Origin of the sequence: Nostoc sp. ATCC 53789 (genome assembly GCF_009873495.1) — a bacterium.
Lineage (GTDB): Bacteria > Cyanobacteriota > Cyanobacteriia > Cyanobacteriales > Nostocaceae > Nostoc > Nostoc muscorum_A.
The window spans coordinates 5,762,541-5,779,065 of sequence record NZ_CP046703.1 but is presented as its reverse complement, the minus strand read 5'-3'; the positions used below and the strand labels follow the sequence as shown (position 1 = coordinate 5,779,065).

Here is a 16,525-nt window from a genome sequence, read left to right as displayed (position 1 = left end):
CAGCGTCTCGTAGAGAGGAACGAGCGTCTTCATTCTGACTTCTGAATTCTTCTTCAAAATAGTACTTATATAAAAATACACGCAGTAGACGCAAAGCGGCTACTCTGCAAGAATGCCAAAGGCGAACCCACAGAGTATTGTAGCTAAGCTGTCGCGTATTTAATTTGCACAACCAGGGCGGGCAAGATGCCCACCCCACAAGAGATTCATTTTTTTGAGAATGCAAATTAAAATATTTTTAGCTTACCTGAACCGTATTGAACTATACCGGGTTGAGCTAAATCAACCGAATTTCTCAATTTTTTACCTTCAGAAAATTACATCATGAATTGTGATACTTCGAGTTAATTGGGGAAAACTGAACTCAGGTTATCCAGTCGCAAGTTTTATGGTAGAAAATCGAGTCGATGTTCCCGGTTATGGGATTGGTGAAAGAATTTACACCAGCACTCGCACCCTGGTTTACCGAGGTTGGCGAGAGGCCGATCAAACTCCTGTTGTGATCAAACTTCTGAAAAATTCTTATCCCAGTGTGATTGAGTTGGCTCAATTCAGGAATCAGTACTCAATTACGAAAATCTTAAATGTTCCTGGGGTTGTTCGGATCTATAGTCTGGAAAGTTGTCAAAATCGACCTGTCCTGATTTTAGAAGACTTTGGCGGAATTTCTTTGAAGGAGTACACTGTTTTTAGAAGGAAAGGACTCGGTGAGACAGGAAATCAAGAAAATCCCTCATCTCTGCATCCTGATTTTTTGACTGAGTTTTTAGAGATTGCGATCGCACTTGCCGATATTCTGGCCGATCTCTACCATCACGAAATCATCCACAAGGATATTAAACCCGCCAATATTCTGATAAACCCTACCACAAAGCAGGTTAAAATCATTGACTTTAGCATTGCTTCACTGCTGCCAAGAGTTAACCAACTTTCAACCAGCCCGACTGTTTTAGAAGGAACTCTCGCCTATCTCTCTCCCGAACAAACCGGGCGAATGAATCGGGGGATTGATTATCGCACTGACTTCTATTCTCTCGGAGTCACTTTCTATGAACTCTTAACTGGGCAATTGCCATTTCAATCGGATGATTTGATGGAATTGGTGCATTGTCACATAGCAAAACAACCACCACTTTTAAATGATAGAGGAGAGATTCCCCAAATTCTCTGTGATATCGTCATGAAACTGATGGCGAAGAATGCTGAAGACCGCTATCAGAGTGCATTAGGGCTAAAGCACGATCTGCAAATTTGTTTGGAGCAATTGCAGTCAAGTGGAAATATTATCCCATTTCAGCTAGGGCACAGGGACGTTTGCGATCGCTTTGCGATTCCCGAAAAACTCTATGGACGGGAAGCAGAAGTGGCTATGCTGCTAGCAACTTTTGAACGGGTGCGCCAGGGAACTTCTGAAATGATCCTGGTGGCAGGTTCCTCTGGTATTGGCAAAACAGCAATTGTCAACGAAGTTCACAAACCAATCACCCGTCAGCGCGGATACTTTATCAAGGGCAAATTCGATCAATTTAATCGGAATATTCCCTTTTTTGCTTTGGTGCAAGCGTTTCGGGACTTAATGGCACAACTGCTGACAGAGAGTGATGCACAAATTGACCAGTGGAAGACTCAAATTTTATCTACCTTGGGTGAAAGTGGTCAAGTAATTATTGAGGTGATTCCAGAACTCGAACGAATCATTGGAAAACAGCCCTCACTTCCAAAATTATCAAGTACTGCTGTTCAAAGCCGCTTCAATTTGCTGTTTCAGAAATTCATTCAAGTATTCACAACCCAAGAACATCCCCTAGTTATTTTCCTTGATGATTTGCAGTGGGCAGACTCGGCTTCTTTAAAACTTATGCATCTGTTGATGAGTGAAGCCAGCAACTCTTATTTATTAGTGATTGGAGCATATCGGGATAATGAGGTTTCCTCAGCCCATCCCCTAATGTTGACCATTGAAGAAATGCGTCAAGAGGCAATTACAGTTAGTAGTATTGTTCTTTCTGCCCTTACCGAAAGCGACCTAAATCAACTGATTGCAGATACCCTCAAATATTCAACAGAACAAGCAACTGCGATCGCCAATCTGGTGTATCAAAGGACTAAAGGTAATCCATTTTTCACTAACCAGTTTCTCAAGTCGCTGCATGAAGATGGGTTAATCGCCTTTGCTAGCAGAACGGGAGATTGGCAGTGCAATCTGGTTCAAATCCGGGCGCTATCTTTTACAGAAGATATTGTCGAGTTTGTGGCGGTGCAACTCCACAAATTACCACAGCAGACTCAGAATGTTCTCAAACTGGCTGCTTGTGTCGGCAATCAGTTTGATTTAGAAACCCTATCAGTTGTCTATGAAAAATCTCCAGTCCAAACCGCAGCAGATTTGTGGCCAGCTCTCAAGGATGAATTGATCTTACCCAGTGGGGAAGGGTATACATTTTTTCAGGATGAGTCTGTTGTCATGGATGATTTGACAAATGACAACACACCAATAATTATTACCTACAAATTTTTCCACGATCGCATTCAACAAGCCGCTTATTCACTAATTCCAGACTATGAGAAACCAGCAACTCACCTAAAGATTGGTCAATTGCTGTTGAGCAATACCCCGGAAACTGAGCAAGAATTGCTGATTTTTGAAATTGTCAATCAATTGAATATTGGCATAGAACTGATCGCATCTCAAACCGATCGCGATCGACTGGCACAACTCAACTTACTAGCAGGAAAAAAAGCCAAATCTTCCACAGCTTACCAGGTAGCAATTGAGTATTTAACTACTGGGATTCGTTTATTGAGAAGTGACTGTTGGCAAAGTCAGTATGAATTAACACTGGCATTGCACGAATCAGCCGCCGATGCTGCTTATCTTAGTGGCGCGTATGAACAGATGGAGCAATTGACTCAAACAGTCATCCAGCAAGCTAAAACTCCACTGGATCAAGTCGGCATTTACGAAACCAAAATCCAGGCGTATACAGCTAAAAATGATGTGCTGGGGGCGATCGCGATCGCGCGTCAGGGAATGAGTAAATTCGGCGTGGTTTTCCCAGAAACACCTACCCCACAAGACATTCAGCAAGCCTTGCAAGAAACTGCTACTCTGATTAACGGTCGTGATATTGCAGAATTACTTGACTTACCTGTGATGGTAGCCGCAGAGAAGCTAGCTGTCACCCGAATTGTGGCAAACGTTGCTCCAGCCGTTTACATTGCCGATCCTAATCTGTTTCCACTACTGGTTTTGTCTCAAGTCCAAGCATCCATTGAGTATGGCAACGCTCCATTTTCTGCCTTTTGTTATGGCTGTTATGGCATTCTGTTGAGCGGAATTCTTCAGGATATTGAAACAGCCGATCGAGTTGGCAATCTTGCCTTGGCACTAACTGACAAATTTAATATTAGCGACATCAAACCCACAGTATTTTATGTGGTAGGTGCTTTCATCACCTATTTGAAGTCTCCACTGCAAAAATCTTTGCAGTTAATGCTGGATGGTTACAAGATTGCTCTAGAAACTGGAAATGTATACTACGTAGGTTTCAATACCAAAGATATCTGCCAATATTCCTATTTTCTAGGTCGAGAATTGAACTCGCTAGAGGAAGATATCCGGGCTTACTGTCATGTTTTGGAAAATTTTAAGCAAGGTACGACTCTAAACTATTGCCGTATCTTCTGGCAAACAGTTTTGAATTTGCTTGGCAAAGCTGAGAATCCCTGTATTATAACAGGCGAAGCCCTCAACGAAGCCGAATTTGTGAATCAACTGGTTCAAGCCAATGAATTGACAGGGCTTCACTATTTCTTCCTCCACAAATTGATTCTCTGTTATCTGTTTGAAAACCTTTCTCAAGCAGTGGAAACAGCCGCTCAAGCTAGAGAATATCTAGTTGCGGGAACGGGCTATGCCACTGTGCCGATGTTTTATTTTTATGATTCCCTGACGGCTTTAGCAGAGTATCGCACAGCTATAGCCTCTCGCCAAGAAACATTATTAGAAAGGGTTACAGAAAACCAGGAAAAAATGCAGACATGGGCGCACCACGCACCGATGAATTATTTGCACAAATTTGAACTGGTGAAAGCCGAAGAGTGCCGAGTGTTGGGACAGATGGCCCAGGCAGTGGATCATTACGATCGCGCGATCGCACAGGCAAAAGCCAATAGATATCTTCAGGAAGAAGCCCTCGCCAATGAACTGGCTGCCCGATTTTATTTAGAATGGAACAAAGAAGCGATCGCGCAAATTTACCTAGAAAATGCCTATTACATTTACCTTAGCTGGGGAGCGATCGCCAAAGTTAACCAGTTAGAACGCCAATATTCTCAATTATTGCTTAAGGTGTTTCAGCAGGATGAAACTACTTCTTCAACCCTTACTACTACAATCGGATTCAACCAAAGTAGTTCCACTGGGACTGAAGCATTAGATTTAGCAACGGTGATGAAAGCCTCTCATACATTGGCTGGAGAAATTGAGTTAGAAAAGCTGTTGACAACCCTAATGCAGGTTGTAATCGAAAATGCCGGGGCTGATAAATCAGTCCTTCTGCTGCTTCAAGAGGATAATTGGGTTGTTGTGGCTCAAAAAACTAGCCAAGCGATCTTTGAAGAAGAGCAATTTCTGCCACACCCTACGCCTACCGATGAAAACTTAGGGATAATAAACCTGCACTCCCTCCCTCTTTCAGCGAGTCAGGATGTTCCCAAAGCGGTTGTGAATTATGTATCGCGCACCACCGAAACCCTAGTGTTAGATGATGCCCGCAAGGAAACTACCTTCGCCAACGATCCCTACATAATTCTATGGCAACCCAAAAGCTTGCTATGTACACCTATTCACAATCGTGGCCAGCTAATTGGTATCCTATACTTAGAAAACAGTTTGACAACTGGAGCCTTTACCCAAAACCGTCTTGAGGTTTTGCGGTTGCTCACAGCACAAGCTGCTATCTCGCTGCAAAATGCCATGTTGTATAACAATCTAGCTGTAGCAAAAGCTCAATTAGAAGATTACAACCATACTTTAGAGCAAAAGGTGGAGCAGAGAACTTTGGAGTTGAATGATAAAAATCAGCATCTCTCGGAAACTTTAGAGGAACTGCAACACACTCAAAGCCAACTAATTCAAACTGAAAAAATGTCTTCATTGGGACAAATGGTCGCAGGTGTTGCCCATGAAATTAACAACCCGATTAACTTTATCTATGGCAACCTCACCTATACCAATGAGTATTGCCAAGATTTGCTGCATCTGGTTGAGCGTTATCAGCACTATTATCCTCAACCGTTTCCTGAGATTCAACAAGAACTAGAGGCAATAGATTTAAACTTTCTCAAACCAGACTTACAAAAATTGCTGCAATCAATGAAAGTAGGGGCAGATCGCATTCGTCAAATTGTCCTTTCTCTCCGCAATTTCTCGCGTTTGGATGAAGCTGAAATGAAAAGTGTCAATCTTCATGAAGGCATTGACAGCACCCTGTTAATTTTACACCACCGTCTAGAAGAGAAAGCACACCGCCCCGGAATCGATGTGATTAAGGAATATGCACAGTTGCCAGAAGTTAGTTGCTACGCCAGTCAGATCAATCAAGTATTCATGAATATTCTGAACAATGCTATTGATGCCTTGGATTCATCATTCACAAATGAAGAAAGACAAACAAAAATCCCCACTATCCAAATTCGTACCAAAATGACTGATGCTGATACAGTAACTATTCAAATTGCAGATAATGGATCTGGGATGTCTGATGAAGTGAAACAGCGCCTATTTGACCCATTTTTCACAACAAAACCTATAGGCACAGGAACAGGTTTAGGATTATCAATTAGCCACTCGATTGTAGAAAAACATCGGGGACGAATAAGTGTAATATCCGAACCGGGAAAAGGAGCGGAGTTTTCTCTTTCTATCCCTTTACATTGAGTATTTTGGTAAAGTTTTTGGTGTGGTAACTGTCGCAGTTCTGCCTCACTACACTAGCCAGAGAGGAAATCCAAAGATCGCTCTTTGGAATCCCCCGCTATATCAAGAGTAACTGATATAGCGGTGAGAGGATGTAAAATTAGAGCCGTATATTTTTTCCAAATTGGGATGCCCCCGTTTAAAATGCCTTCTTTTTGCGTTTCATCCACAATCCCATTGCACCAGCAACAGCTATGCCTCCCAGACTAATAGGTTCAGGGACAGAAGTAGCAGTTTGCTCAAAAACAATTTCTGAAATGCTGTAATACTCCGGGAAGTTACCACTTGTCTGAAAATTGGAGAAGGTTACTTTATCAGTTACAACGTTTGCAAATATTGAATTAGAAAAATCAATCAGTTCATTAACTAGTCCATTAACATTATTAGGAGGTATTCCTTCTGGCTCAAACCCTATAGTAGAAAAGTTCTCAGTTATTCCATTGATTGTTATATTTACAGTGTCAATGTTGCCAGGAATACCATTTTCAGTAGGGCCAAATGAAAATAACTTGATGTTTGCAATTGCTGATTTTTGGTCAAGGAAAGTAGTAATTGTCGAGTTATCTGACTTTAAAAAAAGATGAGTGTTATCTATATCAGTTCCTATAAAACTATCATTTAGTGTTCCAGAGCCATCAGAGTAGTTATAGGTTCCATTGCTATTACTGTTAATTATTCCATTATAATTATGGTTCCAAGAACCAAATCCTGACAGTTGTGTATTAGTAATATCATAAGAAGAAATTCCTACAGTAGCTGCATTTGCTAATTCTGGAAAAATACTTCCTATACCTAAAATTGAAATAGCTCCAAAGGTGGCAATTGTTATTTTTCTCATTTTTTTAATTATAATTATTTGAGGCGAATTATGTTATTTAAAATAATACATGATTATTATACTTTTATTTTTAAAATAAAAAAATGTTAATTATACAGATAAAAAGAAAATATATACTAATGTTTAGCGATCAGATAAATTTTTTGTTTTCTAGAAATGAGCATGAGTAATGGGGTCAAATAAACTGCATTACGTAGGCTAGCAAGAACCACAGGCATCATTGATATTTTTCATTTTTTCGGAGACAGGAACGAAAAGCGATCGCTTCACCCTAAAAAATTATTAGAGGAGAAATTGGTAAACAGCGATCGCTACCTGTAGTGGGTAAACTAGTCCTATACAGTATTGGTTTATATCTAATTCAGTGATGGACTCACGCCAGAATAGTTAATCAGTCACATTATCCGCAGGTAGAAACTCTTTGAGTGCTTCTGCCTGAGCAGCCTTCAATACTGGAAGAGACAGGGGTAGTGAATTTGCGATCGCAAATAATTGTTCTAGTTGACTCAGACCTGTCAAGCTACCACATAATAATACTTGGTCGCCAACTCGCAAATCCATGCCGCCATCAGGATAGCGAATAAATTTACCATCGCGCCGGATTGCTTGTACCTGTACTCCAAATTGCTTGTTGATATCTAAATCTGCAAGGGTTTTACCTAGCGTTGGCGTATCTGCATTAACTGTAACCCACTGGCAAGCACTATTTTCTCCAGGAACAGCAGCTTGTCCCTTGGCGAATTCTGCCAAAGCAGCCAGTTCTTCATCTGCTCCCACTACCAGCAAGCGATCGCCATTTTCCAATTTGGTTTGATTATTGGGATAATCGATTTCATCGCCGTTAGCGCGACGAATTGCCATCAAACTCGCTCCTGTTAAGTAGCGCATATCTGCTTCTTCTATACTCATACCAATTAAGGGCGAATCTGCTGGGAGAGGATACCAGCGCTGATTTAAATCGCGGGTGGCTTGGCGCAAATCACGAGCAACTTCGGTTGCAGAACGTTCTGGCCGCAAATCTAAATAATGATCGTTGCGGATTAGCTGCATTTCTCGTTGAACGACTGCCGGCGACAACAAGCCTAAGCCAGTTAATAAATAGGTTGCCATTTCTAAGCTGGCTTCAAACTCTGGCTGTACCACTTCTCTAGCTCCCAATTGATACAGTACCTCAATATTTTTATCCTGGGTAGCACGGACAACTAAATCTAATTCTGGGCGCAATTCCAAGGCGCGTTTCAAGCAAAGACGAGTACTCATCGGGTCAGGAAGTGCGATCGCCATTCCTTTGGCATGATTCACTCCGGCGGTTTCTAAAACGTGTAAACTCACGCAATTGCCATAAACATAAGACACTCCAGCCTCGCGCAACTGCTGAATTCTGCTTTCTGATTGGTCGATTACCACCACAGGGAGATTATGTTGCAGCAACAACTTCACCAAATTTTTGCCGACTCGCCCATAACCACAGACTACTACATGATCTTTGAATGGTAAATCTTCTGATACATCCAGTGCCTCTTGTTCTTCTAAGTACGGTTTCAACCAAGGCATTGATTCGGCAAAGTTAAATAAAAATGGTACTAACCGCAAGACAAAGGGAGTCAGCATGAGAGTTACTGCGGTGGTTCCCAAAATTAATAAGTATATCTGTCGGGACACTAGCCCCAAAGACTGCCCTTCACTGGCGAGAACAAAGGAAAATTCCCCAATTTGCGCCAATCCCAAACCGGCGATTATGGCTGTTTTTAAAGGGTAGCGGAATAGTTTCACTAGGGGCGTGATAATCAAGAATTTACCGATGAAAACTAGTGCTACCAGCCCCAAAATTAATTCCAGGTTGTTCCACAAAAACACTGGATCAATTAACATCCCAATGGCGGCAAAAAATAAACTGGCAAAGATATCTCGCAGTGGTTCGACATAAGTTAGGGTTTGATCGGCGTATTCCACCTCAGAAATCATCAAACCGGCGACAAATGCCCCCATTTCAATGGACAGCCCCAAATGCTCTGTCAACAGGGCAATGCCCAAACACAAGGCTACAACCCCTAACAAAAATAGTTCTCGGCTTTCAGTCCGGGCTAACAGTCGCAATAAAGGCGGTATCAGCCACATCCCCGCACCTACCGCACCAGCAGCAAATAAAGCAATCCACAGTAGGGCTGTCAGCACGGCGATGCCAATGGTTTCTGCTGGTTGGTTGAGGGCTGGTAAAACTGCTAACATCAGTCCCAGTGCCAAGTCTTGGACTACCAAAATCCCCAACATCACTTGTCCGTGAGGCGTTTCTGTTTCATTGCGTTCCATCAAGCACTTAAGGACAACGGCTGTGGAAGACAAGGATAGAATACATCCCAAAAACATCCCCTTAGCAGGTAAGGTTCCCCAGGCTCCGCTTAACCCGCATACTAAAACTGTCACCAAAATCGTCAAAGCAATCTGGAGTCCACCTCCACCAAGAGCGATCGCTTTTACCTTCTTGAGTTCCGCAAAAGAAAATTCTACACCCAAGGCGAATAACAAAAAGGCGACACCGAACTGTGCCAGAGTCTCTACTTGAATAACTTCTTTAATCAATCCCAATCCGGCGGGCCCAATGATCATCCCGCCGATGAGATAGCCTAGCAGCACGGGTTGCCGTAAAAGCGCCGCCAACAATCCACCACAGGCTGCAACGCCCAAAACTAAAACTAAATCAACGATTAGCCTAAAATCTTCTTGCACCAGTTTTAAAAGAACTATTTATTAAGACCTATTAATTCAGGATACAAAGTTTTACGATCTCAAACAGCTTGTTTGGAAATTGGATATGGGGAATTGGGAATTGGGAATCCCTTCGGCTTCGCTCAGGGCAAGTGGGGATTGGGGCAAGAAGTTTTCTAACTGCTGCCCAATGGCCATTAAATTTTAGGTGAGCTAAGGGCACTCAGTAATAGGAGTGACCACGGCATTTTAATATCGGGTACGAGCCATGAGTAGTTTCTCAGTATAGGTAATGCAGCAGGTAGCACAAAACGTAAAGAGCGTAGTGATGCGGGGCGATCGCCATTTTCATCGACAATTCCATATTTATCAGCGAGTTCGGCAACAATTTGCACACGTCCTGTACGGCGCATTAAATTTGGTTCACAAGCAAGTGCAGCAATTACCCGTCCAGTTAATAAGGGAGTTTCCCAGTTGTAGCGATCGCTAAGAAATGAGTTTTTTTGCTCAGTAGTATCGGTTTGATTCATCTCAGAAGCAAAACGGGAAAAAAGCTCAGTCCCAACAATACCCGGCCAAATTGAAACAGAAGCGACATTATGGGGTTTTAATTCAACAGCCATATCAGCCGCTAGGCGATCGCAAGCTGCTTTTCCAACACCATAAGCTGTATTAAAGATATAAGACATACTGCCCCACGAGGAAATGGTGCAAATTAGTCCAGATTTACGCTTGGTCATCATTCGCGCAGCAAAAACACTCGCAACGTAGTGGCTACGAAGACCAACGTTGTTGCTTGCATCCCACAGACTTAGTTCACAATCCCAAAAGGGCTGCCCAAAAGCGTTTTTTATTGCTTCAACTCCTGAGTAAGCATTATTCACCAATAAGTCAAGTTGTCCATCCTGCTCGTCTTGGATGCGCTCAAACAGTAAACGCACCTGCTCATCGTCGCTGTGGTCTACTTGGACGGGAATACACACACCACCGGCTTCTTCTATAGTTGATTGGGTTTCACCAAGACTTCCTGAAACCGCATCACTAGAGGAGTTGTTGAGGCTGCGTCCCGTGACGTATACAGTTGCCCCAGCCTCAGCCAAACCAATAGCAATTCCCCTACCAATTCCCCGCGTAGCACCTGTTACTAATGCCACTCTTCCCTCAAGGTGTTTCACGATCACTTTTCCCTGTGATTAATTTATTTAAAGCCGGAAAACCCAGCCTTAAAAAAGGCAAAAACCTCTCAAAGTCCCCCTTTGCTTAGGGGGATTTAGGAGGATCTACAACTACAAATAATGTCTACTACTCAATCTAAGTAAGTTGGCACGAAAAAACCAAGTATGTTGCAAAACGCAAATAGGTTTAAAACCCTCACTAATGACAAATGACGAAGGACAAATGACAGCCCTAGCCAGTTACCTTTAATTGCGCCAACCTACTAACCAATTAATTTCTGCCAGCTAGCAGGCCCGACAATCCCATCGGCATCTAAACCATTTTGCTTTTGAAAGTTCTTAATTGCAACCTCTGTTTGTGGTCCGTAAACACCATCATTCTCAACACCTAAACGGTATTGTAAATATCTAACAACTGCACCACCAGCATGGTTTGGTCTGATAATTCGTTTTGCCAAAATTAAATTTATGGCATTCCATGTAGTTGCGTCGGCAACTCCAGTTGGCTGAACACCGACAATAGCCTGAAATTTTTCGACAGCAGATTTAGTGTTAGCCCCAGTGAAGCCATCTTCTACTAACGCCTTACCATTTTTATCAACTATTTTGAGTCGATTTAAGGATTTTTGCAGTCTGAGAATCGTAGCATCTACATTCTCCTCTTCATCTGGTACAGGATTAACAGGAGTAGTTGGCACTTTACCAGTTAAGCCTTTGACGATCGCATTAGCCATTGCTTCAGGATTAAAAAGATTCATATCTTTTTGCGAATCGATGAAGCAACATTCTATCAAGATGGCAGGCATATCTGTATTTTTCAGAACATACAAGTGGGAACCACTCTTAACGCCGCGATTAAAAAATCCCAACTTGACGATTTCATCTAATACAGGTTTAGCGATTCTTCTACCAGTCTCACTAGTGGCAAATACTTCTGTACCATTAGCTTGGTTATTAAAAGCATTAAAATGAATTGAGACGTAAATATCTACTTTACTTCCATTAGCTGTAGAACATCTTTTTGAGAGTGAGTCACGGACTGTACTAGCACTACTTGGTCTACATACTACAACATCATTACCTAAAGCTCTTAACTTGGCTATAACTCTATTACCTACATCTAGAGTTAAATTATCCTCAAACTTAATTCCTCTGGCTCCTGTGTCTGGTGGACAATTGTGTCCGCTATCAATTCCAAATTTCATGATTTTATCCTCAAATTACTTATTTTTACACTAGTTCAAAACTCTTCAAATTTTAGAGAAAAAGTTTTGTTAATAAATTTGTTGAAGTACTTGTTCGCAATGTCCGCATTGTTTTAAGCATTAATACGCTAGCAGACAAAATAAGTTTTTCTGCGAACCTGAACAGCAAATTTATATGCTAAAATACCTTAATTACAAGGTAAATTGTCACCAAAAACACAACCATTATAATTTATCAAAATCGAGAATAACAAGGTTAATTTTTGCAATAATTTTCAATGCAGCAATTCCCTTCACTATTCAGATAATAGCGCTTTAGAAAAGTAGGAAGCCATAAAAAACATACCTAGTACAGTTCGGCGTAAATAAGCCATCCATTTGAAATGTCTAAAGCCCTTACGCAATGGTAATTACGAATTACGAATTACGCTTGGCGGTACTAGTTAGATATTCAAATCCCTCAACCGACGCACCTCCTGATATGAAAGTGGGCTTATAGAGTCGTGAACCATTTACAGACTCTACCTTTGGCTTGCTGTTAACCCTGAGCAGCTTAACACATAATACTTTACAGTATTAAAGAATACGTGATATTTTCTACACACCTGCGGGAGATTAGATATTATCGAGTTGCATACATTCACAAACCTGTCAGCACAAGAAATTCGTTCGCTGTGTAGAGGTACTACAGGAATTAAAATATCCCAAAGGCATTGGTAATGGTGAAGTTCTAGCTACCTCAAGAAATTATTGAGCGGAATCTGTGGGTAGATATATGACAATCAACCTGAAAGCACGTTTAAGATTTAAGTAAAGAAATATTTCGTAGCTTACAGGTATGAAACGCATCGTCTTGGTTGCTGGGTTTGAATCATTCAACGCTGACTTGTACAGGAAAGCAGCTTTTTTGGCTAACTCTCGCTGTCCTGAGTTGGATATTCGGGTATTTAGCGATCGCAATATTACCAGTCAACGCGCCGAGGTAGAAGCAGCACTTGATAACGCTGATGTATTTTTCGGTAGTCTACTATTTGATTATGACCAGGTTGTGTGGCTGCGCGATCGCGTTTCCCAAATTCCCATTCGCCTAGTCTTTGAGTCAGCTTTGGAATTGATGAGTTTAACCAAGCTGGGTGACTTTGCCATTGGCGACAAACCCAAAGGAATGCCCAAACCAGTTAAATTCATTCTTGACAAATTTAGCAACGGACGAGAAGAAGACAAACTCGCTGGTTACATCAGCTTCTTAAAAATTGGCCCCAAATTACTGAAATACGTCCCAGTGCAAAAAGTCCAAGACTTACGCAACTGGTTAATTATCTATGGTTACTGGAATGCTGGCGGGCCAGAAAACGTCGCTTCATTATTCTGGACACTAGCAGAAAAATACTTAAATTTAAAAGTCGGCGACATTCCCCCATTAATCGAAACCCCCAACATCGGATTACTCCACCCCGATTATCAAGGGTTTTTTGAATCCCCAAAAGCATACCTAGAATGGTATGAAAAGATCCCTCCTAGCCCCCCTTACAAAGGGGGAAATATTAGCCCCCCTTCTCAAGGGGGGTTGGGGGGATCTCAAGCGACAAAACCCGTTATTGGAATTCTCCTCTACCGCAAACACGTCATCACCAAACTACCCTACATTCCCCAACTAATTCGCAGTTTTGAAGAAGCTGGCTTAACTCCTTTACCCATCTTCATCAACGGCGTAGAAGGACACGTGGCGGTACGAGATTTGATGACAACCGACTATGAAATTCAGCAACGAAAACTAGGCAATATAGAGACTCCCTCACTTTCTAGTGAAGCAGTAAAAGTAGATGCGATCGTTTCGACAATTGGCTTTCCTCTGGTGGGTGGCCCGGCTGGTTCAATGGAAGCAGGCCGCCAAATAGAAGTAGCAAAGCGCATCCTGACTGCCAAGAATGTACCTTATATTGTTGCTGCACCACTATTAATTCAAGATATTCACTCGTGGACGCGCCAAGGTGTTGGCGGATTGCAAAGTGTGGTGTTGTACGCTTTACCAGAATTAGATGGGGCTATTGATACCATTCCTCTCGGTGGGTTGGTGGGCGAAAATATTTATTTGGTTCCTGAACGGGTGCAGCGATTAATTGATAGGGTGAAAAGCTGGGTGTCTTTGCGGCAAAAACCTGCTTCGGAACGCAAAATTGCCATTATTTTATATGGGTTTCCTCCAGGTTATGGTGCTGCGGGGACGGCTGCATTATTAAATGTGCCGCGTAGTTTGCTGAAGTTTCTCCATGCACTGAAAGAACAAGGTTACACCGTTGGGGATTTACCTGATGATGGCGAAGAATTGATTCGCTGGGTGAAAGAAGCTGATGAAGCTAATCCTCTTGTAGGGCAGTCGTCTCGCCTGCCCCTAGATAATGGCGGGCAAGATGCCCACCCCACAAGTACTGTAAATTTTCGCACTCTAGAAAAATGGTTGGGATATCTGCAAACTTCCCGCATTGAAAAACAATGGAAATCTCTCACGGGAACTGGAATTAAAACATCCGGCGAGGAATTTCAAATTGGTGGTGTGCAATTAGGCAATGTGTGGATAGGTGTACAACCACCTTTGGGGATACAAGGCGACCCGATGCGCTTAATGTTTGAACGGGATTTAACACCCCATCCACAATATGCTGCTTACTATAAATGGCTGCAAAATGAGTTTCAAGCTGATGCTTTAGTTCATTTTGGAATGCATGGGACGGTGGAATGGTTGCCTGGTTCTCCGTTGGGTAATACGGGTTATTCTTGGTCGGATATTCTGTTAGGAAATTTGCCTAATCTATATATATATGCGGCGAATAATCCCTCTGAATCGATGTTGGCAAAACGTCGCGGTTATGGTGTATTAATTTCTCATAATGTACCACCTTATGGGCGTGCAGGTTTGTATAAGGAATTGGTGGCGTTGCGAGATTTAATTGCGGAGTATCGGGAAGATCCGCAAAAGAATTATGTGCTGAAGGAAGGGATTTGTAAAAAAATTGTGGACTCTGGGTTAGATGCAGATTGTCCGTTTGAGGATGCGAAGAAGTTGGGGATTGCGTTTACTCCTGAGAATGTGCGGATGTTTAGCGGTCATGCTTTTGATGATTATTTGGTGGAGTTGTATGAATATTTGCAGGTTTTAGAGAATCGGTTGTTTTCTTCGGGGTTGCATACTTTGGGGGAAAGGCCGAGTGAGGAGGAGTTGGGGGCGTATTTGGAGGCTTATTTTGGGGAAGAGGAAGAAAACGAACCGCAGAGGCGCGGAGAACGCAGAGAGGAGAGAGAGGAGGAGGAAAGGCTAATAAGGGATTTGTTGATGCAGTCTACGGATGAGTTGACGAATTTATTGAGGGGGTTGAATGGGGAGTATATTCCGCCTGCGCCTGGGGGGGATTTGTTAAGGGATGGGGCTGGTGTTTTGCCGACTGGGAGGAATATTCATGCTTTAGATCCTTATCGGATGCCTTCGCCTGCTGCTTATGAACGGGGGCGGGAAATTGGTCAAAAAATTATCGCGCAGCATTTGGATGAATATGGGAAGTATCCTGAAACAGTGGCGGTGATGCTTTGGGGATTGGATGCGATTAAGACTAAGGGTGAATCTTTGGGGATTTTGTTGGAGTTGGTGGGGGCTGAACCTGTTAAGGAAGGAACTGGTAGGGTTGTTCGTTATGAGTTGAAGCCGTTGGCGGCGGTTGGACATCCCCGGATTGATGTGTTGGGTAATTTGTCTGGGATTTTCCGGGATAGTTTTGTCAATATCATCGAATTGTTGGATGATTTATTTCAACGGGCGGCTGATGCTGATGAACCGGATGATCAGAATTTTGTTAGGAAACACGCTTTGGCTTTAAAAGCCCAAGGGGTAGAAAATGCCTCGGCAAGATTGTTTTCTAATCCGGCGGGTGATTTTGGTTCTTTGGTGAACGATCGCGTTGTGGATGGTAACTGGGAATCTGGTGAGGAGTTAGGCAATACTTGGCAAAGCCGCAATGTATTCAGCTACGGGAGAGAGGATAAAGGTCAAGCTAGACCGGAAGTGTTGAATACTTTGTTAAAAACTAGCGATCGCATTGTTCAAGAAATCGATTCGGTAGAATATGGTTTAACTGATATTCAAGAATATTACGCTAATACGGGTGGTTTGAAAAAGGCAGCAGAAAAGCAAAGCGGTAAGAAGGTTACAACCAGCTTTGTGGAAAGTTTCTCGAAGGATACTACACCCCGCAATTTAGATGATTTGCTGCGAATGGAGTACCGCACTAAGTTGGTAAATCCTAAATGGGCGCAAGCGATGGCAAATCAAGGTTCTGGTGGTGCGTTTGAAATTTCTCAACGGATGACGGCGTTGATTGGTTGGGGTGGTACTGCCGATTTTACCGATGATTGGGTTTATGACCAAGCGGCTGATACTTATGCGTTAGATGCAGAGATGGCAGATAAGTTACGGAAGGCAAATCCTGAAGCTTTTCGCAATATTTTAGGGAGAATGTTGGAGGCGCATGGGCGGGGTTTCTGGGAAGCTGATGCTGATAAATTAGATAAGCTACGTCAGTTGTATGAGTTGACAGATGAAGAGTTGGAGGGCGTTACAGTTTAGAAAGTA

Annotated in this window: 6 protein-coding genes; 2 read left to right on the top strand and 4 right to left on the bottom strand. The window is 42.5% G+C overall.

All coding sequences use genetic code 11. The features are described from left to right. Positions 1–388 precede the first annotated feature (388 nt). Positions 389–5,941: an ATP-binding sensor histidine kinase gene (locus GJB62_RS23815; protein ID WP_114082614.1), complete on the top strand. Its 5,553-nt coding sequence runs from the start codon at positions 389–391 to the stop codon at positions 5,939–5,941. A gap of 178 nt (positions 5,942–6,119) precedes the next feature. Here GJB62_RS23815 and GJB62_RS23805 read toward each other — a convergent pair whose 3' ends face one another. The 4 genes from GJB62_RS23805 to GJB62_RS23790 form a co-directional block, all read right to left on the bottom strand. Beyond that, positions 6,120–6,818, bottom strand: a complete 699-nt coding sequence (locus GJB62_RS23805) for a PEP-CTERM sorting domain-containing protein (RefSeq protein ID WP_114082615.1) — start codon at positions 6,816–6,818, stop codon at positions 6,120–6,122. A 387-nt stretch (positions 6,819–7,205) separates the two neighbouring features. Continuing rightward, positions 7,206–9,545, bottom strand: coding sequence for a cation:proton antiporter (locus GJB62_RS23800; protein ID WP_114082616.1), 2,340 nt, complete (start codon positions 9,543–9,545; stop codon positions 7,206–7,208). Positions 9,546–9,721: 176 nt separating this feature from the next. Continuing rightward, positions 9,722–10,699, bottom strand: a complete 978-nt coding sequence (locus GJB62_RS23795) for an SDR family NAD(P)-dependent oxidoreductase (protein ID WP_114082617.1) — start codon at positions 10,697–10,699, stop codon at positions 9,722–9,724. A gap of 263 nt (positions 10,700–10,962) precedes the next feature. Continuing rightward, positions 10,963–11,904, bottom strand: coding sequence for an N-acetylmuramoyl-L-alanine amidase (locus tag GJB62_RS23790; protein WP_114082618.1), 942 nt, complete (start codon positions 11,902–11,904; stop codon positions 10,963–10,965). Between the two features lie 838 nt (positions 11,905–12,742). Here GJB62_RS23790 and bchH point away from each other — a divergent pair. Beyond that, positions 12,743–16,519, top strand: coding sequence for a magnesium chelatase subunit H (gene bchH, locus GJB62_RS23785; protein ID WP_114082619.1), 3,777 nt, complete (start codon positions 12,743–12,745; stop codon positions 16,517–16,519). The last annotated feature ends 6 nt before the right edge of the window (positions 16,520–16,525 follow it).